Source organism: Devosia subaequoris (genome assembly GCF_014197055.1).
Lineage (GTDB): Bacteria > Pseudomonadota > Alphaproteobacteria > Rhizobiales > Devosiaceae > Devosia > Devosia subaequoris.
In genome coordinates, this window is the sequence record NZ_JACIEW010000006.1 from 112,433 (window position 1) to 132,683 (window position 20,251).

General features: G+C 63.5%; 18 protein-coding genes. 13 read left to right on the forward strand and 5 right to left on the reverse strand.

Annotated elements, in window-relative coordinates:
- Positions 1-53 precede the first annotated feature (53 nt).
- The 10 genes from GGR20_RS12940 (at position 54) to GGR20_RS12985 (ending at position 11,777) form a co-directional block, all read left to right on the forward strand.
- On the forward strand, positions 54-1,571 hold the full coding sequence (locus GGR20_RS12940; protein ID WP_183311777.1) for an ABC transporter substrate-binding protein: 1,518 nt from the start codon (positions 54-56) through the stop codon (positions 1,569-1,571).
- Positions 1,572-1,623: 52 nt separating this feature from the next.
- Positions 1,624-2,583 carry an ABC transporter permease gene (locus tag GGR20_RS12945; RefSeq protein WP_183311778.1) on the forward strand — a complete coding sequence of 320 codons (960 nt, stop codon included), beginning with the start codon at positions 1,624-1,626 and terminating at the stop codon, positions 2,581-2,583.
- Positions 2,583-3,425 (forward strand): ABC transporter permease, encoded by an 843-nt coding sequence (locus GGR20_RS12950; protein WP_183311779.1) that lies wholly within the window; start codon positions 2,583-2,585, stop codon positions 3,423-3,425. The genes GGR20_RS12945 and GGR20_RS12950 overlap by 1 nt, the downstream gene beginning before the upstream one ends.
- Positions 3,422-5,152, forward strand: a complete 1,731-nt coding sequence (locus GGR20_RS12955; RefSeq protein ID WP_183311780.1) for an ABC transporter ATP-binding protein — start codon at positions 3,422-3,424, stop codon at positions 5,150-5,152. Before GGR20_RS12950 ends, GGR20_RS12955 begins: the two co-directional genes overlap by 4 nt.
- On the forward strand, positions 5,149-6,141 hold the full coding sequence (locus GGR20_RS12960) for a serine hydrolase domain-containing protein (RefSeq protein WP_183311781.1): 993 nt from the start codon (positions 5,149-5,151) through the stop codon (positions 6,139-6,141). The genes GGR20_RS12955 and GGR20_RS12960 overlap by 4 nt, the downstream gene beginning before the upstream one ends.
- A complete protein-coding gene (locus tag GGR20_RS12965) occupies positions 6,131-7,267 on the forward strand; it encodes an anhydro-N-acetylmuramic acid kinase (RefSeq protein WP_183311782.1) in 1,137 nt (378 codons plus the stop codon). Before GGR20_RS12960 ends, GGR20_RS12965 begins: the two co-directional genes overlap by 11 nt.
- A gap of 2 nt (positions 7,268-7,269) precedes the next feature.
- Positions 7,270-7,689 carry a GNAT family N-acetyltransferase gene (locus GGR20_RS12970; RefSeq protein WP_183311783.1) on the forward strand — a complete coding sequence of 140 codons (420 nt, stop codon included), beginning with the start codon at positions 7,270-7,272 and terminating at the stop codon, positions 7,687-7,689.
- A gap of 108 nt (positions 7,690-7,797) precedes the next feature.
- Positions 7,798-10,443 carry a BamB-related PQQ repeat family beta-propellar protein gene (locus GGR20_RS12975; RefSeq protein WP_246349593.1) on the forward strand — a complete coding sequence of 882 codons (2,646 nt, stop codon included), beginning with the start codon at positions 7,798-7,800 and terminating at the stop codon, positions 10,441-10,443.
- Between the two features lie 72 nt (positions 10,444-10,515).
- The gene (locus GGR20_RS12980) at positions 10,516-11,268 is read left to right on the forward strand and encodes a cytochrome c oxidase assembly protein (RefSeq protein WP_183311784.1); all 753 of its coding nucleotides are present in this window, start codon (positions 10,516-10,518) and stop codon (positions 11,266-11,268) included.
- Entirely contained in the window at positions 11,265-11,777 is a 513-nt protein-coding gene (locus GGR20_RS12985) for a CopD family protein (RefSeq protein WP_183311785.1), read from the forward strand. Before GGR20_RS12980 ends, GGR20_RS12985 begins: the two co-directional genes overlap by 4 nt.
- Here GGR20_RS12985 and GGR20_RS12990 read toward each other — a convergent pair.
- Positions 11,758-12,315 carry a DUF2231 domain-containing protein gene (locus GGR20_RS12990; protein ID WP_183311786.1) on the reverse strand — a complete coding sequence of 186 codons (558 nt, stop codon included), beginning with the start codon at positions 12,313-12,315 and terminating at the stop codon, positions 11,758-11,760. The genes GGR20_RS12985 and GGR20_RS12990 overlap by 20 nt on opposite strands.
- A 132-nt stretch (positions 12,316-12,447) precedes the next feature.
- On the opposite strand from GGR20_RS12990, the gene GGR20_RS12995 reads away from it, so the two are divergent.
- Genes GGR20_RS12995 through GGR20_RS13005 form a run of 3 tightly spaced genes read left to right on the forward strand, consistent with a single transcriptional unit; the run spans position 12,448 to position 15,793 of the window.
- Positions 12,448-12,990: a cytochrome c oxidase subunit II gene (locus GGR20_RS12995; protein ID WP_183311931.1), complete on the forward strand. Its 543-nt coding sequence runs from the start codon at positions 12,448-12,450 to the stop codon at positions 12,988-12,990.
- Complete coding sequence (gene ctaD, locus GGR20_RS13000; protein ID WP_183311787.1) at positions 12,987-15,488, forward strand: cytochrome c oxidase subunit I; 2,502 nt, start codon at positions 12,987-12,989, stop codon at positions 15,486-15,488. Before GGR20_RS12995 ends, ctaD begins: the two co-directional genes overlap by 4 nt.
- The gene (locus tag GGR20_RS13005; protein ID WP_183311788.1) at positions 15,485-15,793 is read left to right on the forward strand and encodes a hypothetical protein; all 309 of its coding nucleotides are present in this window, start codon (positions 15,485-15,487) and stop codon (positions 15,791-15,793) included. Before ctaD ends, GGR20_RS13005 begins: the two co-directional genes overlap by 4 nt.
- A 60-nt stretch (positions 15,794-15,853) precedes the next feature.
- On the opposite strand, the gene GGR20_RS13010 is transcribed toward GGR20_RS13005, so the two are convergent.
- The 4 genes from GGR20_RS13010 to GGR20_RS13025 are packed head-to-tail and all read right to left on the reverse strand — an operon-like array spanning position 15,854 to position 20,185.
- A complete protein-coding gene (locus GGR20_RS13010; RefSeq protein WP_183311789.1) occupies positions 15,854-16,657 on the reverse strand; it encodes a FadR/GntR family transcriptional regulator in 804 nt (267 codons plus the stop codon).
- Positions 16,654-17,460 (reverse strand): ATP-binding cassette domain-containing protein, encoded by an 807-nt coding sequence (locus GGR20_RS13015; RefSeq protein WP_183311790.1) that lies wholly within the window; start codon positions 17,458-17,460, stop codon positions 16,654-16,656. Before GGR20_RS13015 ends, GGR20_RS13010 begins: the two co-directional genes overlap by 4 nt.
- Positions 17,457-19,241 carry a dipeptide/oligopeptide/nickel ABC transporter permease/ATP-binding protein gene (locus tag GGR20_RS13020; RefSeq protein ID WP_183311791.1) on the reverse strand — a complete coding sequence of 595 codons (1,785 nt, stop codon included), beginning with the start codon at positions 19,239-19,241 and terminating at the stop codon, positions 17,457-17,459. The genes GGR20_RS13015 and GGR20_RS13020 overlap by 4 nt, the downstream gene beginning before the upstream one ends.
- Positions 19,238-20,185, reverse strand: a complete 948-nt coding sequence (locus tag GGR20_RS13025; protein WP_183311792.1) for an ABC transporter permease — start codon at positions 20,183-20,185, stop codon at positions 19,238-19,240. The genes GGR20_RS13020 and GGR20_RS13025 overlap by 4 nt, the downstream gene beginning before the upstream one ends.
- Between the last annotated feature and the right edge of the window lie 66 nt (positions 20,186-20,251).

A 20,251-nucleotide genomic window follows, 5' to 3' on the forward strand; every position in this document is an offset into this window, starting at 1 on the left:
GACCTTGGCACGGCCCCCGGAAGCGGTGCCGGCTCAACAGTGAGGGAATATCGATGAACCAGTTTTCACCCAAGACGCTTCTGGCCGGCCTCGCCGTTGCCACTGCCCTGACTTCGGTCGCAACTGCGCTGCCCGCGCAGGCCGCGGAATTGCGCATGGCCTGGTCGCAGGACGCCACCGGCCTTGACCCGCACAAGCAGACTGCCTTTTCTTCGCTCCGCCTGCTCGAATTGATCTATGAGCCGCTGGTGCGCATGGATGCCGAACTCAATGTGGTGCCGGCCATCGCCTCGAGCTGGGAATTCTCCGACGACGCCAAGACGTTGACCTTCTCGCTCGATCCCGATGCCAAATTCTCCGACGGTGCGTCGGTGACTTCGGCCGACGTCAAGGCGTCATTCGAGCGCCTCCTCGATGAAGCCACCTCGGCTGCGGCCCGCTCGAATTTCCTTTCGATCGAGAGCATCGATACGCCGGATGAGGCCACTGTCGTGTTCAACCTCTCGACCGCCGACGTGCCGATCCTGGTCGCCATGGCCACAATCAACGCCGCCGTCCTGCCTGCTGCGGAGATCGAAGCAGGCACGATTGGCACCGAAACCGTTGGCTCGGGGCCCTTCGTGCTGGAAAGCTGGGAACCCAATGCCCGCGAAGTCCTGAGCGCCAATGAGAATTGGGCCGGTGGCGAGTTGGCCATTGACGGCATCACCATCTCGGTGCTGCCCGACGAAATGGCAATCCTGGCCTCGCTGCGCGCCGGGCAGACCGATTTCGCCCTGCTCAACGACCCGCTGGTTGCCACGCTGGTGCCGATGGAAGCCGGTCTCGAACTGAACCGTGTCGGCGTGCTGAACTACAATGTGCTTCAGCTCAACCCTTCGCGTCCGCCGATGGATAATCTCAAGGTCCGCCAGGCCATGAGCTGCGCCATTGACCGGCAGGAGATCATCGATGCCGCGCTGGCCGGCGAAGGCAAGGTGACCGGCCCGCTGACCATGCCGGCCTTTGCGCAGGACCCGGCCAACCTGTTCTGCTACGAGCAGGATCTGGACAAGGCCAAGGAACTGATGGCCGAAGCTGGTGTCGACGGATTCTCGGCAACAGTGATTGCAGCAACCGGCGAGCCTCCGGTCGCTGCGTCCGAGGCACAGGTCCTGCAGGCCCAGCTCGCCGAAATCGGTATCGATCTTGAAATCGAGATGATGGAACTCAACGTCTATGTCGACGCCTGGCTTGCCGGGGATTTCGACATGGCGGTGGCCCAGAATGGTGGCCGTCCGGACCCCTATCCAATGTACAACCGCTACTTCACCAATGAAGGCAATCTGGCCCACGTCTCCAACTTCCCGGACGAAGAACTGGACAGCCTGATGAAGCAGGGGCAAGCCGAAACCGATCCGGCCAAGCGCGTGGAAATCTTCCAGGCTTTTGAAAGCCGCCTGGCCGAGCAGTCACCCTGGCTGTGGCTCTCGACCGGCTATAGCTACACCGCCCAGCGCGACACCGTTTCCGGCTTCACCCCTTCGCCGACCGGCACGCTGTTCGGCCTGGTCAACGTCTCGGTAGAATAGTCCAAAATCAAACGGACCGGCCTTCGGGCCGGTCCCATTCGGATCACGTCCCATGAGTTATGTGGTTCAGCGCCTGCTGACCTTCCCGCTGATCCTTCTCGGGGTTTCCATTCTTGTCTTTGTCGCCATCCGGCTGGTGCCGGGCGACGCCATCACCGCCATGCTGGGCACCGAAGCGGGGCTGCTGACGCCGGTTCAGCGCGAGACACTGGCCGCCTATTTCGGCATCGACCAACCCATCTGGGCGCAGTATCTGCGCTGGCTGACCGGCCTGTTCCAGGGCGATCTGGGTATTTCCTCGATCTATGGCAAGCCGGTGTTCACGGTGATCCTCGAGCGCTTCCCGCTCACCCTGCAGCTTTCGCTGATGTCGATGGTGATCGCGCTCAGCGTCGGGGTGCCGCTGGGCGTACTGGCCGCCTCGCGCAATGAGCGCCCCAGCGACCTGGTGGTGCGGGTTCTGGCCATGCTGGGTCAGTCGACCCCCAATTTCGTCGTCGGCATTCTGATCATTTATGTGCTCTCGGTGTTCTTCGGCTTCGTGCCGGCCATGGGTACCTTCACGCCGCTCTTTACCGATCCTTTGGCCAGCATCGGGCAATTGATCTTTCCGGCGATCACGCTCGGCTTTGCCTTTGCCGCCTCGGTAACCCGGATTTCCCGTTCAGCCATGCTCGACGTGCTGAGCGACGATTACGTGCGCACGGCCCGCTCCAAGGGTGCCACGCCGATGAGCGTGATCTGGCATCATGCCCTGCCCAATGCGCTCATTCCGGTGGTGACGCTGTCCGGCGTCGAATTCGGCTATCTGCTGGGTGGCGCCGTGATCGTTGAACAGATCTTCGCCCTGCCCGGCCTGGGCCGGCTGGTGCTCGATGCCATCACCCAGCGCGACTATGCATTGGTGCAAGGGACAGTGTTGTTCATTGCCTTCAACTTCCTGGTGGTCAATCTACTCGTCGATCTCGCCTATGTTGCCCTTGACCCGCGCATCCGGATCGGGAGGCGCTGATGGGCAAACTTTTTTCATCGCTGTTCCGTCACCCCTCCGGGCGCATTGGCCTGGTCATTATCGGGCTCTATCTGCTCGCCGCCATTCTGGGCACGCTGGGCCTGACCCCGCATGACCCGCTCAAGCTCTTTGCCATCGACCGGCTCAAGGCACCCAGCGAAACCTATTGGTTCGGCACGGACCTGCTCGGTCGCGATGCCTTCAGCCGCCTGATGGTGGGCATTCGCCAGTCCATGCTGATTGCCTTCGCCTCGGTGGCCATTGCAACGGTGGCCGGTACGATCATCGGCCTGCTCTCGGCATGGTGGGGTGGCCTGTGGGACGGTATCTTCATGCGCGTCATGGATGTGCTGCTGGCGTTCCCGGCGATCCTCCTGGCGCTGCTGATTATTGCCATCGTCGGCCCGGGCACGATGACCAGTGTTGCCGCCATTGCCATTGTCTATACGCCGATCTTTGCCCGTGTGGTGCGCGGCCCGGCATTGTCGCTCAAGCAGCGCGATTTCGTCGATGCGGCGCGTACTTTCGGCAGCTCGCAAGGCTATGTCCTGACCCGGCATTTGCTGCTTAACCTGGTGGCGCCGCTTGCCGTGCAGGTCACGTTGGCATTGGCCTGGGCGCTGCTGACGGAAGCGGGGCTATCCTTCCTCGGTCTGGGCACCCAGCCGCCAACCCCCTCGCTTGGCCTGATGCTGGCGGAAAGCCGCAACCTGATGACCCACGCGCCATGGCTGATGATCTTTCCGGCCGTCACCATCATGCTCGGCATTCTCGGCTTCAACCTGACCGGCGATGCCTTGCGCGACATTCTCGATCCGCGCACCCAAAGGAGGGAAGCATGACCGGTTTGCTTTCAGTCCGCGACCTGCGCGTCGGTTTCGGCCACGCCCCCGAAGCCAATGAAGTGGTCAAGGGCGTCAGCTTCGACCTTGGTCCAGGCGAAACACTGGGCATCGTCGGTGAGAGCGGTTCGGGCAAGTCGGTCTCGGCCCTTTCGGTCAATCGGCTGGTTGATTTCGGCGGTGGACGGATCACCCATGGGTCGATCCAGCTCACCCGTTCCGACGGTACGGTGCTCGATGTCGCCAAGGCCGATGAAAAAACGCTGTTGGGCATTCGCGGACGCGACGTCGGCATGATCTTTCAGGAGCCGATGACCTCGCTCAATCCGGTGCACACGGTGGGCGCGCAAATCGAAGAGGCGTTCCGCCTGTCCAAGGGCCTCACCGGTGCGCAGGCGCACAAGGCGACCCTGGACGTGCTGGGGCGCGTGCGCATTCCCGACGCGCAGTCCCGGCTCGGCTATTATCCGCACCAGCTCTCCGGCGGCATGCGGCAACGCATCATGATTGCCATGGCCCTGGCCGCCAGCCCGCGCCTGCTGATCGCGGACGAGCCGACCACGGCGCTCGACGTGACGGTACAGGCGCAGATCATGGCGCTCCTGGCCGAATTGCGCGAAGAGACCGGCATGGCGATGATCTTCATCACCCATGACATTGGCCTGGTCGCCGGCATCGCCGACCGCATCATGGTGATGCAGAACGGGGTGGCGGTCGAGCAGGGCGAAACCGATGCGGTGCTGGACAACCCTCAGCACGATTATACCAGGCACCTGTTGCGCGCCGTGCCGCATTTTACCTCGGGCAAGGCGGTGCGGAAAGACGGCCGGCGGACCGAACAGCATGCGCCGATCGTCAAGGTCGAAAACCTGGTCGTGCGCTTTCCAGTAGGAAAGGCCTGGTTCAAGCCCAAGGGCGCAATCCACGCCGTGGATGGGGTGAGCTTTGACCTGGTGCCCGGCGAGACACTGGCCATTGTGGGGGAAAGCGGTTGCGGCAAATCCACCACAGCGCGTGCGCTGCTGGGTCTGAACAGCAAGACCCGGGGCGAGATCGCTACCGGCGCGGGCCGCAGCACGCGTCCAGTACAGATGGTGTTCCAGGACCCCTTCGCTTCGCTTAATCCGCGCTTGAATGTCGAGGCATTGCTGGCCGAACCGGCGCTTGCCAATGGGCAGCGGCGCGATGACGCGTTGCGCGAGCGCATGATATTCCTGCTCGACCGCGTCGGCCTGCCGCAAGACGCGCTTAGCCGCTATCCGCACCAGTTTTCCGGCGGCCAAAGACAGCGTCTATGCATTGCCCGCGCGCTGATGCTCAATCCCGACGTGGTGGTGCTGGACGAGGCGGTATCGGCGCTCGACGTTTCAGTGCAAGCCAAGGTGCTCGAACTGCTCGTGGACCTGCAGGCCGAGTTTGGCCTGGCCTATCTCTTCATCTCGCATGACATGGCCGTGGTCGAGCGGATCGCCCATCGCATTGCGGTGATGTTTGCCGGCCAGATGGTGGAAGTGGGCGAGGCGCGCGCCGTGCTATCGGATCCGCAGCACAGCTACACCAAACGCCTGATTGCGGCCGTGCCAGCCATCGAGCGGCGCAAGCAGCGCTTTGCCGTCGATATGACGCAGGTGCCCTCCCTGGTGCGCCCGCCCGGCTTTGAACCACCGCCCGCGCAATGGCGCGAGTCCGGAGCAGATCACCGCGTTCGCATTGAGGACACGCCATGACAGACATAGAGGCCCAGTTGGACCGCGCCTTTGCCCCTTTGGCGGCCGCCATTGAAGCTGGCCGCATTCCGGGCGGCGTGCTGGGTGTGGTCGACCGGAACGGGGACCGCGCTGTCCGGGCCATGGGCCAGGCGCAGACCGTGCCAAGCAGCCGCCCGATGACCGAAGACACCTGGTTCGATCTGGCGTCGCTGACCAAGGTGCTGTTCACCACCGAACGCATATTGGCGCTGGCCGAGAGTGGGCATATCGACCTCGACGCGCCGCTGACGAGCGTGCTGCCCGATTTCCGGCACTACAATCTCGACAATTGGGAGCGCAAGATCACCTTCCGGCAGTGTCTGGGGCATCAGACCCCCTTTCCAGCCGTATTTCCGCTTTACACCTATGGGCGCGATCCGGACCTGCTGCGCACTTTCCTTTTGCAGCATGAATTTGCCGCGGGCCCCTCGGTCTATTCCGACATCAACTTCATTCTGCTCGGCCTGGCGCTGGAACGGCTGGAAGGCAAATGGATACGCGAGCAGGATCCCGGCAAGGGCTTTGCCTGGTCGGCCGAACCAGACAATGCCGCGGCGACCGAGGATTGCTACTGGCGTCATCGCGTGCTGGTGGGCGAGGTGCATGACGATAATTGCTCGGCCCTGCAAGGCGCGGGCCATGCCGGGCTCTTCGGCACTGCCTCGAGCGTGCTCGCCTTCGCCGCCAGCAAGCTGAGCGCGGCCGGGTCCGACGCCTTGATCCGTACTCCACTTTCAGCCCGCCGCACCCATGGCTGGGAGCGTCCTTATGAGGGCTGGTCAGGCGGCGAGCACTGTTCGCCCCAGACCATCGGCCATACCGGCTTCACTGGCACGGGGCTGTGGATTGACTTTGACCGGGGTCATGCCTGGACGCTGCTGACCAATCGCGTCCACCCCACGCGCCATTTCGATAGCGGCATCATTGCGCTGCGCCGTGCCGTAGGAGATTGCATTAATGTCGCCTGAGAACACTGCCGAACCAATCTGGTCTGTCGGGCTGATGACGGGCACCGTGCTCGACGGCAATATCGATGTGGCGCTGCTGCGCACCGACGGCGACACCATCGAACAGTTCGGCGCCTATACCCTCGCCCCCTATCCCCAGTCGATCCGCGACACGCTGGAAGAAACTCTGGCACAGGCGCGCGCCTGGAACTTCGAAGGGCCGGAACCAGAGATCTTTGCCGAGGCAGAGGATGCGCTGACCCGCGCCCAGTCGGCCGCCGTGCTTGATCTGATCAAGCAGGCTGGTCTCACGCCGGAGGACATCGGCATTATCGGCTTTCACGGCCAGTCGGTATTGCATCGCGCGCCGCAGCCGGGCCGGATCGGTGCCACCCGCCAGCTTGGCAATGGCGCGCTGATGCGCGAACTGACCGGCATCCGGGTGGCCTATGATTTCCGCTCAGCCGATGTGCGCGCCGGTGGACAGGGCGCGCCGCTGGCCGCTCTCTATCATCGCGCATTGCTGCGCCTGATCGATGCCAGGGATGGCAGGACCGCCGTGCTCAATCTGGGCGGCGTGGCCAATGTCACCTATTGGGACGGCGCCGAGCAGTTGATCGCGTTCGACACCGGCCCGGCCAATGCACCGATCAATGACTTCGTCAAAGGCCTGGGCCTTGGCGACATGGACCACAATGGCGAAATTGCCTTGCGCGGCACGGTTGACGAAGAGCGCCTGGCTCGTCTGCTGACCCACCCCTATCTGTCCGCCCCCTATCCCAAATCGCTCGATCGGTTCGACTTCCTCGCCACCATGGCGGACGGGCTCGGCGCAGAAGATGGCGCAGCAACCCTGACCGCCTTTACCACCGGCGCGGTAGGCAAGGCGCTCGACCTCCTGCCACAGCGCCCCGAGCGGCTGATCGTCTGTGGCGGCGGCCGGCACAATCCGGCCATCATGGCCATGTTGCAGACCCGCGCCAATGTCGAAGCCGTTCCCGCCGAAGCAGTGGGCTGGCGCGGCGATGCGGTGGAAGCGGAATGTTTCGCGCTCCTCGCGGTGCGGGTGCTGCGCGGCCTGCCGATCAGCTTCCCCACCACTACCGGTGCGCCGCAGGCCATGACCGGTGGGATTCTGGCGGACTGAGAATGGTGCTGGCGCTCGAAGTTACCGACACGCCGCGCGCGGAAGATCTCGATCTCCTGGGGACGTCCCTTGCCAGTTTCAACGAGTACGATGTCGGTCCGTCCGAGCGTACGGCTCTGGCGGTTTTCGTGCGCGACACCGATGATCGGATCGTGGCCGGCCTCTCGGGCTACAGCGCCTGGGGCTGGCTCTATGTGCAGTGGCTCTGGGTGGCCGAGGGGCAGCGCGGTGGCGGACTTGCCGGCCGTTTGTTAGAGGCGGCAGAGGACGAGGCCCGTGCCCGCGGGTGTCACGGCGCCTATATAGACACGTTCAATCCCAAGGCGCTGCGCACCTACCAGCGCGCCGGCTACACGGTGTTCGGCACGCTGCCGGACTTCCCCAAGGGCCGCACTCGCAGCTTTCTGTCCAAGCTCCTCTAGGCGGAGCATTTCTCCACGACTGTTGCCTGGGCCGAATTAATCGGGGCGGGTTTGGAACTGTGTCCGCATTGGGGCGTTGCACGGTGAATGACGTCAGTGGAGGGAAGCATGACCGACCGGGCAATGTCGCGCCATGACCGTAAGGGTTTTGGATTTTGGTGGACCATGTTTGTCGGGGTTGTCCTTCTTGTCTTTGGCCTGCCCATCGCCGTAGGCGGGCTCTATCTGATTACTCTTGGCGGTTCCTGGTATTATCTGCCCGCCGGGATCGGCCTGCTTTTGACCGCGTGGTTCCTGTTCCGTCGCGAAATGACCGCGCTGTGGATCTACCTATTGACGTGGCTGGGCACGTTGATCTGGGCCTTGTGGGAAGCAGGCCTTGATGGCTGGGCCCAGGTCCCGCGTCTGTTGGCGCCGACGATCGTCCTGATCCTGGTGCTGACCACACTTCCCGTGCTGCGTGGCTCTGTGCGGCGCTTTGGTACGTCGGCCATGGCCGCCATGGTGACCTTTGCCGGCGCAGTCGGCGCCATTGGCGTGGCCAATCAGGGCATTGAAAGCACGATCGCCCAGGAAGTCGAAGAGCCCGTTGCCCAGCCCGACGCTCCCGACGCACCTGCCGCAATAGAGCCGGCTGAAGAGCCGACTGAGCAGCCCGGCCTCACACCGGCCGAGGAGCCGGCGCCGGTCGTTCCAGCGAACACAGATGGAACAGCAGAAGACGCGCCACTGGAGGCGGGTGAAGCAGAGCCGGCAGATACTGAAGCCTCTCAGCCTGAGGAAACCGGCCCCACCTATGTGACCCTGGAAACAGGCGTCGATTGGCCGGCCTATGGTGGCACGCATCGCGCCATGCGCTATTCGCCGCTCGACCAGATCACGCCGGACAATGTCGATCAGCTCGAAAAGATCTGGGAGTTCCGCACCGGCGACATGCCGGAAGGCGACGAGCCCTTCGGCAACCAGAACACACCGGTCAAGGTGGGTGAGCGGCTCTATCTGTGCTCGGCGACCAATCATATCAGCGCTCTTGACGCTGCTACAGGCGCCGAATTCTGGACCTACGATCCCGAGGTCTCGACCGACAATGTGGGCTATAACGCCTCCTGCCGGGGTCTGGTCTATTTCGAGGATCCAACCGCTGAACGCGACGAGCTCTGCGCCACCCGCACGGTGAACCTCACTCATGACGCGCGCATGATCGCACTCGACACCGAGACCGGCCAGCTTTGCCCCGATTTCGGCGATGGCGGCATGGTCAATCTCCTGGAAGGCATTGGCAATACAGCGCCGGGCTTTTACGCCCCAACCTCCCCACCGACCCTGGTCCGCGACGTACTGGTCGTCGGCAGCCAGGTCAGCGACAATCAGCAGCGCACGGCCCCTTCCGGCGTGATCCGCGGCTACAACGCCGTCACCGGCGAGCTGGAATGGGCCTGGGATATGAACCGGCCGGGCGAGAACGGCCTGCCGCCGGAAGGCGAGATCTATTCGCCCGGTACGCCCAATATGTGGACCATTGCTTCGGGCGACGACGAACTTGGCATGGTCTATCTGCCCATGGGCAATTCGGCCGTCGACTATTGGGGCGGCACGCGCTCGGAGCAGGAAAACACCTATTCCACCGCCATCGTGGCGCTGGATGTGGAAACCGGCGAAGTCGCCTGGCACTACCAGACCGTGCACTACGACGTCTGGGACTATGACCTGGGCGGCCAGGGCACGCTGGTGGATTTCCCCACCGATGAGGGTCCGGTTCCGGCCATTATCATGCCGTCCAAGCAGGCTCAGTTCTACATCCTCAACCGCGAGACCGGCGAGCCGCTGGTCAATATCGAAGAACGCCCTGCCCCGCAGGGTGGCGTCGAGCCTGAGCGCCTCTCGCCCACTCAGCCCTATGTCACGGACTTCCCGAATCTCTTGAAGCCGGCAATCACCGAGGCAGACATGTGGGGCGCCACGCCGCTCGACCAGCTCTGGTGCCGCATTCAGTACCGGCAGGCCGAATATGACGGTGTCTATACCCCGCCCACGGTCGACAAGCCCTGGATCCAGTTCCCCGGCTATAATGGAGGCTCGGACTGGGGTGGCATTGCCGTCGATCCGGAAAAGGGCATCCTGATCGCCAACTACAACAACATGCCCAACTACAACCAGCTGATCCCGCGCGAAGAGGTCGATGAGATGGGCATCTATTCCATCGCCGACCCCAATTATGACCCGTCCGCGAGCTCGGGCTCGCATGGTTCGGTCAGCCCGCAGGCCGAAGCGCCTTACGGCATTCGCGTCAATGCCGGCTGGCGGGTGCCGTTCACGGGAATGTTGTGCAAGGAGCCACCCTATGGCGGTATCGCGGCCATCGATCTGAACACCCGCGAAATGCTGTGGGATCGCCCCTTCGGCACTGCCCGCAAGAACGGTCCGTTCGGCATTCCCTCAATGCTGCCGTTCACTATCGGCACGCCTAATAATGCCGGCGGCTTCATTACCGCCTCGGGCCTGTTCTTTATCGGCGCCGCCACTGACGATCTGTTCCGCGCCATCGACATCGAGACCGGTGAACGGATCTGGGAAGTCGAGCTCCCGGCCGGTGGCCAGGCCACCCCGATGACCTATGAGTCGCAGGGCCGCCAGATCGTGGTCATCAATGCCGGCGGCCATGACTTCATGGAAACCCCGATTGGCGACTATTTCATCGCCTATGCCCTGCCCGAGAGTGCGACAGGCCAGAGCGAGGAAGACGAGATGCCATAGGGCGCAACGTCCCGCGACACAGCCCCGCCAGGCGAGGCTGTGTCGGCAAAACCTCCAACACCCGGAATGGAAATGGACCCAGCGTCAGCCTTTTCCTTCGACATGAGTTATTGCGGATCGCCACCGACCCTGGAGACACTCTGGGGCCGGTGGAATTTCGAGCCCGTCCTGCTCGGTGCCCTTGTTCTCACCGCCTTGGCCGGCTTTGCGCTGTTGCGGCAGGCGGGGCAGCGGCGACAGCTTGCCTTCGCCAGTGCGTGGCTGCTGGCGGTGCTCCTCTTCGTCTCGCCCGTCTGCGCTCTGAGCGTGGCGCTGTTTTCGGTGCGCGTTGGCCACCATGTGGTGCTGACCATGGTGCTGGCGCCGCTGCTGGCACTCGCCCTGCCCGCCAGATGGGGTGCGCGCGCCAGCTTGATGCCGCCGCTGGTGCTGTCGACCCTGTCGTTCTGGCTCTGGCATGCGCCGGACTTCTACACATCCGCTTTCACCCATCCAGCGCTCTATTGGCTCATGCAGGCCAGCCTGATTGCCAGTTTCACCTGGCTGTGGATGGGGCTGCTGCGAAGCAATGCCGCGACGGTCGCAGGCATTGCGGCACTGTCCAGCGCCATTCAGATGGGACTGCTTGGCGCGCTGCTGGTGTTTGCCCCCGCCCCGCTCTATCTGCCGCATCTGGGCAACACGATGGCGTTCGGTCTCTTGCCGCTGGAGGACCAGCAGCTGGCCGGGCTGCTCATGTGGGTGCCGGCCAATCTGCCGCTCCTGGCCCTGGTGCTCTGGCGGCTGGTGACGGTCTTGCGGGCAGAGCAGGCGGTGGCTGAATGAGCCTCGGCTTTCTCGTCACCTGGATCAAATTCATTCATGTCGCGACCATTGCCGGATGGTCTGCGGGGCTGATCGCCCTGCCCTTTCTGTATCGCCAGCGCCGGGGGTTGGAGGGACCGGCGCTCCACCGGCTGCATGCCTTCACCCGCTTTCTTTATGTCGCACTGGTGTCCCCGACGGCCTTTGCCGCCATTGCCTCAGGCACCGCGCTGATCCTGATGCAGGGCACCTATGAGAACTGGTTTTCGGCAAAACTGGTGGGCGTTTCCGTCCTGACCGGCGTGCACATTTTTTCCGGGCTGATGATCCTCAGGCTGTTCGAGCCCGGTGGGGTCTATCCGCTCGGGCGCTTCATCCTGATTTTGACCCTGACGTTTTCAGCCATTGCCGCGATCCTGGTGCTGGTCCTGGGCAAGCCCGACATCGCATGGCCGGCGGTGTTGGCCGGTCTGTTCGCGCCCGGAGCGCTCTCGGAGCTATTCGAGCAGCTTATTGGCGCGACGAAATGATGAGGCCGACGCCATGATCGAACACCAGCTTGCCGCCATGCCAGCCCGCGAAACCCGCAGCCATGGTTGCCAATACCGAGAGCATCATTCCACTGGGCAGGACCATTTCTGGAAAGTAGATGCGCAGCCCCGCATTGGCGCCGACAATGGCCAGCATCACCATGGCCGCGATGGCATGGTTCCAGCTTGCCACGCGCACGCGAATGCCCGGCACCGCCAGCAGCTCAATCGTGCCGACAATGGCCGCCAGCAGGCCGAAGCCGAAGGCTGCGCCGCCGGCCCATTTGCCGACCTCGAGCCAGAACGGATCAGCGTTCCACCAGTAGAAGAGGTCGACGCCCAATGTGGCGACGACGAAAGCAATGGGAAAATGCACCAGCATGGCATGGATGGGATGGCCCGCCACTGCGATGGCCGAACCGATATCCTTTCCTGCCACGGCGCGGATGGCGGGATTGGGGTGATCCGCCCGCGCCTCGGGCGGTGTCTCCTCGTCGCGGATCTCGCTTTCTTCGTCCTCGCGCGGAATATCGGTCATCGGCTGCACCCCTTTTCCAAGCCCGTTGCCCTTTGTGCAACGTCGCTGCTGCTCGCCGGTTGCACGGGCGAGCTTTCCACCCTTGATCCCGCCGGTCCCCGCGCGGCCAATCTGGCGACGCTGTGGTGGGTCATGTTCTACGGCTCGGCCCTCTTGTTCGCGCTGGTGATCGCACTGTTTGCTCTGGCCTATCTGCGCCCCGCATGGGTGACGCGCATCACGCCTGCGCAATGGATCCTGGGCGGCGGTTTGATCCTGCCCATTCCAATCCTGATCCTGCTCACTGGCACAGCACTGGTACTGGGCGAACAATTGCTGCCCAAGGGCGATGCACCCCTGCGCTTTGGCGCCCATGCCGAGCGCTGGCAGTGGAATTTCACCTATCCGGACGGAGAAGAGATGGCCGGTGAAGTGCTGCATATTCCTGCCGGTCAGCCCGTCGATGTCGCGGTGACCTCCGCGGACGTGATCCATTCATTCTGGGTGCCCAGGCTGGGCGGCAAGATCGACGCCATTCCGGGCCATGAAAACCTCATCCGCCTCGAGGCCGACGAACCCGGCATCTATTGGGGGCAATGCGCCGAATATTGTGGGCCGGGTCATGATGGCATGTGGTTCCGCATTGAGGCGCACGCGGTCGAGGATTTCGCGGCCCTGATGGAGGAGCAGCAATGAGCCGCCCATCCTCCCCGCTCGGCCTACACAAGCAGCTCGACGCCATCTGGCGCACGCCGCCGGGGCTGGCGCGATTGTCCAGCGTCAATCACACCATACTGGGCAAGCGCTTCATGGCGCTGGCACTGCTGTTCTTTGCCATTGGCGGCCTGCTCTCCATGCTGATCCGGGCGCAATTGGCCACACCAAACAGCGCCTTTATTGGCCCCGAACTCTACAATCAGATCTTCACCATGCACGGCACGGTGATGATGTTCCTGTTCGCCATTCCCATGTTCGAGGGCTTTGCGATCTATATGCTGCCCAAGCTGCTGGGCGCGCGCGACCTCGCCTTTCCCCGGCTAACCGCCTATGGCTTCTGGTGCTACCTGTTTGGCGGGTCGATCCTGATTGTCGCCATGCTGGCAGGAGTGGCGCCCGATGGCGGCTGGTTCATGTATACCCCGCTCTCTTCGAAACCCTACACGCCGGGCATCAATGCCGATGTCTGGCTGCTGGGCATTACCTTTGTCGAGATTTCGGCGGTGACGGCCGCAGTCGAGATCTTCGTCACCATTCTCAAGATGCGGGCGCCGGGCATGGCGCTCACGCGCATGCCGCTGTTTGCCTGGTACATGCTGGTGACGGCGGGCATGATGATTATCGGCTTTCCGCCGCTGATCCTGGGCTCGATCCTGCTCGAGATGGAGCGCGCCTTCGACCTGCCGTTTTTCGATCCGACACGGGGCGGTGACCCGCTGCTGTGGCAGCATCTGTTCTGGCTGTTCGGCCATCCGGAAGTCTATATCATCTTCCTGCCCGGCGCCGGGGCGCTCACCACTATCATTCCGGTCTTCGCGCAACGCCCGATCCTGGGTTATCGCGCCATCATCGCGGCCATCGTCGCCATGGCCTTTCTCAGCTTCGGCCTCTGGGTGCACCACATGTTCACCGTGGGCATTCCGCATCTGGCGCTTGCCTTCTTTTCGGCGGCGAGCGCCTTGGTGGCGATCCCGACGGCCGTGCAGATCTTTGCCTGGATCGGTACGCTGGCGTCCGGCAGGCCGCGCTGGGATATACCCATGCTCTATGTGGCGGGCTTTTTCGTCGTCTTCGTCATCGGCGGGCTGACCGGTGTCATGCTCGCCATGGTGCCGTTCAACACCCAGGCCCATGACAGCCATTTCGTGGTCGCGCATCTGCACTATGTGCTGGTGGGTGGCTTCGTCTTTCCCATGCTGGCGGCAATCTATTATTGGCTGCCACATATTTCGGGGCGACAGAGCCTTTACCGGCTTTCAGTTCCAGCGTTCTGGCTGATCCTGATCGGTTTCAACCTCACCTTTTTCCTGATGCACCTGACCGGGCTGATGGGGATGCCGCGCCGCATCTCGACCTACCCGTCCAACTGGGGCTGGGACTGGCTCAACCTGCTCTCCTCGGTGGGCGGTTTCATTCTCACCATGGGCTTTGCGCTGGTGCTGGCCGATATGGTGCTGCAGTTCCGTTTCGGCGCCCGTTTCCGTCGCGACCCCTGGCGGGCCGGGACGCTGGAATGGGCGACGGCGACCCCGCCGCCGAGCTACAATTTCGCCTCCATCCCACATATCGAGACCCGCGCCGACCAATTGCTGCCAGCGCATATCGGGCCAACTCTGGCCGGTGGAAATGGCTATCTCGGCTTTGCCCGCAACGGCGTACAGGAAACCCTGGCGGTCGACATGATGAGCGGCGCCGCCGAACAGTTGATCGTCCTGCCCCGCCGTTCCTTTCTGCCGCTCTGGACGGCCCTGGCGACAGCGAGCTTCTTCCTCGCCCTGCTGTTCAAGCTTTATTGGCTGGCGCCATTCGGGGCGTTGGCGACGCTCGTCCTGTTCCTGTTCTGGCCACTCAGCCTCGGGGCCAGGACCGATCGCGGTCCCCTCGATATCGGGCGCGGCCTTGCCGTGCCCCCCGATGTGGAAGCGCCGGACAATGTCACCGTGCTCGCCAATCGCACGGCGTTGGTGATGAACGGTACGCTGTTCGCCTCGCTCCTGTTTGGTGGCCTGTTCCTGCTGGTGGTGGCGCCCAATTGGCAAGGCACGAGCGGGCCGATCCTGCCGCTCTGGGCCGGTGCATTGGCCCTTGTGACCAGCCTCTCGGCTGCGGGACTGACCGTTGTCGCGGGGCGCAACCCTGGTGCAACCATGCGGCTTCGGGTCAGCTTGCTGGCAACCCTATTAATGCAAATCCTGGCCATGGCACTGCTCACACTGGCCATGTCGGCGCTGGGAGACCCAACCGGGCATGCGCGCCAGGCCGTGGCTTTCGTCACACTTGGCTACGCCGTGCTGCATTGTGGCCTGGGTGCGGTGATAGCCGCGCATGCGCTCTGGCGCCACGCACAAGGGTATGTTTCCGCCCGTCGGCGCACCGAGTTGGCACTGGCCCGGTTGTGGAACGGCTATGCCGGCGGCGTGGTGATCCTGGCGCTGGGTCTTGTCGCGCTTCTCAGCATGAGCGGGAGCGCACCATGAAGACGATGATCGGAACGCCTCTGGTCCGCCTGATTGCGGGCTTTGTGATCTGGGCGGTGGGCTTTGTCGTGCTCTATGCCGTCCAGGCCCTGGGTTGCGCATATGGCTGGGGCGACTGGCATCGGCCGGTGCTGATCGGGCTCTACCTGCTGGCGCTTATTCCCCTGATATGGCTGGCCATGCCCGCCCGTGCCGGCGCGGAAGACGGTCCATTGCACATGGCCGCGCTCTGGGCCAACCGGGCCGCGCTTGTCGCCGCCATACTGGTTTTCCTACCGACGACATTTGCCAGTCTCTGCATCTGAAACAGGTCGTTACGCCGGCGGCGCGGGCCGCCAGCCCTCAACAGTGCCAAGGCCCCGGGATCATGGCGCGCGGCGCCTTCTTACCCGGCGGGGGGCGGCGTCCTCGCTCAGAAACCGATCCACCAGCCTAGCCTGCAGGCCCAGCATATGCTGCTCGGCTTCGGCCATGTGTTCGGCCAGGATCGCGGCGGCGGCATCGGCGTCGCGCCGGCGCATGGCGGCGATCAGATCGCGTTGATGCTCGATGCCGGACTGGCGCAGCACCGGTTCTGGCTGGACATAAATGTCCTGGGCAATCGCGAGATCCTTGAGCAGGCGCTGCAGAAACCGGCAGGTGAAGGCGAGGATGGGATTGTCGGCATATTCGGCCACCACGCCATGGAAATCGAGCTCGGCCATGCGCTGGTTCCAGCGCTCGGCGGCGTCAGCGGGTTCATGGTCATAGACCGAGATAATGGCTTCGAGCCGGTTCAATCCCGCTTCGTCGATATGCGGGGTGGCGCTGGCCGCGATCAGCGGTTCGAGCGCCTTGCGCATTTGATAAATATTGGCAATGGAGAGGTTCTTGGCGAACAGGAAATTGGACAGCAGGCTCATCGCCCGCCCTTCCGACATCCGCTCGATAAAGGCCCCGCCGCCGGGCCCCGTGCGCACCGAGATCAGCCCCTGCACTTCAAGCGCCTTGAGCGCTTCGCGCACCGTGCCCTTGCTGGCGGCAAACTGGGTGATGAGATCGCGTTCCTGGGGCAGGCGATCGCCCGGTGCCAGTCCATGCTCGACTATCATGCGCTTGATGGCGTCGACAATCTCATCGGTGCGCTTGCGGCGGGGCAGGTCGGTCAGCGCCGGGTCGATCTCGTTCATGCAATATCCGGTGAAGTCAGGCGGGGCGCGCTGGAAATGAGCGCCCGCGTGTAGTCGTGTTGCGGCGCGGCAAAGAGGCGGGCGGCCGGGCCGACCTCCACCACCTCGCCCAGATACATCACCGCGACACGATCGGAAATCGATTCGACCACCGCCAGATCGTGGCTGATGAACAGATAGGACAGGCCCAGATCGTCGCGCAATTGCTGGAGCAGCAGCAGAACCTGGGCCTGCACGGACACATCGAGGGCACTGACCGGTTCGTCCAGCACCAGGATCCGCGCCTCCGCGGCAAGGGCGCGGGCAATGGCAATGCGCTGAGCCTGGCCACCGGAAAATTCGTGCGGGAAGCGCTCGAGCGTATCGAGCGGCATCTGCACCGCGTCGACCAACTCCTTCTTGCGCCTAGCCCGCTTGCTCGCGTCATACCCACAAAGCAGGCGCAGCGGCACGTCGAGAATGTCGCCAATGGTCTTGCGTGGGTTGAGCGAGGCAACGGGGTCCTGAAACACATATTGGATGGTGCGACCAAACGCGCGGGAGCCGGTCGCGGCCAGTTCCGCCCAGGGCTTGCCATCGATCTGCATGGTGCCTGAAGTCGGCGCCTCGAGCCCCACCAGCATGCGGGCCAGAGTGGACTTGCCCGAGCCACTTTCCCCGACGATGCCTAGGGTCTCACCGCGTTTGAGATCGAGGGAAATGCCCTTGACGGCACGCACCTCACTCGCCTTGCGCCCGAACAGGCTCCGCCCGCCGCCAAAGGTCTTGAGCAGATCGCGCATTTCGACGGCGTTCTCGCTCATGTCCGGGCCTCCTGGAATAGAGTCCGCACGCGATCGAGGAAGGCCTGTCCCTCGCCCAGTTCGGGGACACAGGCGATCAGGCGCTTGGTGTAGTCATGCTGCGGATCGCGCAGCACGGCCGTTGTTTCCCCCTGTTCGACGATTTCGCCGTCTTTCATCACGGCGACGCGGTCGCAGACCTGAGCGACGACGCCGAAATCATGGGTGATGAGCAGGAGCGCCAGGCCCCGTTCCTTGCGCAGGTTCTGCAGCAGTTCGAGAATGCGAGCCTGGACCGTAACATCGAGCGCGGTGGTGGGTTCGTCGGCAATGATGATGTCGGGATCATTGGCCAATGCCATGGCAATGCCGATGCGCTGGCGTTGTCCACCCGAGAGTTCGTGCGGATAGGCGCTGGCGCGGCTTTGGGCGTCGCGAATGCCCACGGTTTCCATCAATTCGATGGCCCGGGAACGGGCTTCGGACTTGCCCACGCTCTCATGCACCAAAATGGCCTCGGCGATCTGCTCGCCAACGCGGAACAGCGGATGGAGCGTGGTCAGGGGGTCCTGGAAAACATAGGCGACGCGGCCGCCGCGCAGGCCGATCAGTTCCTGCTCACGCAGGGACAGCACTTCCCTGCCCCCGACATAGACACCGCCGGCGGTAATGACGCCAGGTGGCGAGGCCACCAGCCCCATGAGCGAAAGCGCGGTGACCGATTTACCCGAGCCGCTTTCCCCGATCAGGCCAAGGCACTCACCCTTGCCGAGGCGGAAGCTGATGTTGCGCACGGCGGGGGTGATGGCCTTGCCATCATCAAAACCGGTTGCGAGCTGGTCGACGACCAGCGCCGGCGCGTCTTCGAGCGTGGCGGCGGGCTTGGTCCTGCGCGCGATCTTGGTCACCGGCATGGGGCGATCCAGCGCCCCGGAGCGCAGGCGCGGATCGAGCACATCGCGAATGCCGTCGCCGAGCAGATTGATGCTCATTACCAGCGCGAAGATCATGATGCCGGGAATGATCGAGGCATGCGGCGCGGTAAAGAGTTGTGCGCGGGCCTGGCCCAGCATGGAGCCAAGATCCGAGGTCGGCGGCTGGGCGCCCAGACCAAGGAAGGAGAGACCCGCGGTTTCAAGGATCATCCAGCCCACGGTGGTGGACATGGTGATGACGATCACCGGCAGCACATTGGGCAGCACTTCAGTGAAGAGAATGGCCGGATGGCTCTTGCCGGAAAGACGTGCCGCATCGACGAATTCGCGATTGCGGATGGAGACCGTGACGCCCCGGATATTGCGGGCGAAGAACGGGATATTGACGATGGCGATGGCATAGAGCGCATTGAGCAGGCCCGGCCCCAGCGCCGCCACGATGGCAATGGCGAGCAGAATATAGGGGAAGGCCATGAGCATATCGACAAAGCGCATCAGAACGCTGTCGGTGGCGCCACGCGAATAACCGGCAACGAGCCCGATCAACGAACCGAAAATGGCCGCAAGCGCAGTGGCACTGATGCCCACGATCAGCGACACCTGGGTGCCCCAGATCAGCCGGGAGAGGATATCGCGGCCCAGATGATCGGTGCCGAGCAGATGTCCATCGGCAAGGGGCGGCAACAGGCGGTTGGGCTGATCGGTAATATCGGGATCAGGCAGCGGCAGCACCGGCGCCAGCACGGCGAGAATGACGATGAAGCCGAACAGGAACAGGCCCGCCGCCGCGAGGCGATTGGCCATCAGCAATTGCCAATTGCTGCGGCGCTTGCGGGGTTCGGGCGCGGACAGGGTCATATCGGTCATGCCTTGAGCCTGGGATCGAGCATGGCCTGGGCGACGTCGGCCAAGAGGTTGACGAGCACGTAGAGAGTAGCGGCAACAAGCACGCCGCCCTGCACCAGCAGCAGGTCGCGGGTGGAGACCGCCTTGACCAGCATCTGCCCCAGCCCCGGCCACTGGAACACAGTTTCGATATAGACGGCGCCGCCGAGCACGAAGCCGGTCTGGATGCCGATGACCGGGATGATCGAGACCAGTGCCGCACGGAAGGCGTGGCGGTAGATCACCGCGTTTTCACTCAGCCCCTTGGCGCGCGCGGTGCGGATGAAATCCTGCCGCAGCACTTCGAGCATGGCCGCGCGAGTCAGACGCGCCACCACGCCGGTGGCAACAATGGCCAGTGTGCTGGCGGGAAGAATGAGATGGCGCAGCAGATCGGGCAGATCGCCGCCGCCATAGATGGCATACATGCCCGAGACGGGCAGCAGCCGCCAGTGCACGGCAAAGAGCAGGATCAGCACCAGCCCGAGAAAGAAAGCCGGCATGGAGATGCCGATCAGCACGAAAAAGGTGACGATGCGATCGGTCCAGCCGAACTGGCGGACTGCCGAGACAATGCCGGCGAGTATGCCGAGCACCGAACAGATGAGCAGCGAGGCACCGGCCAGAATGAGCGTGGCGCTGAAGCGGTCCAGCACTTCATCGATGACCGGGCGGTTGAGGATATAGGACCGGCCGAAATCGCCCTGCAGCAGGTTGCCGATCCAGATCAGATATTGCTCGGGCCAGGAGCGGTCCAGGCCCAGGACCCGATTGATGCGTTCGACATTATCCGGTGTGGCGTAGGCGCCGAGCAGGGCTTGGGCAGGATCCCCGGGGATGAGCTTCATGACCAGAAAGACAATAATCGACAATCCCAGGATCACCGGGATCGCGGCCAATAGGCGCTTGCCGATATAAGCGGTCATTTGCCGTCTTCCTCTCGCTGCGGCGCCCAGGCCACCTCTCCCCGATGGGGAGAGGAACAAGTGCCA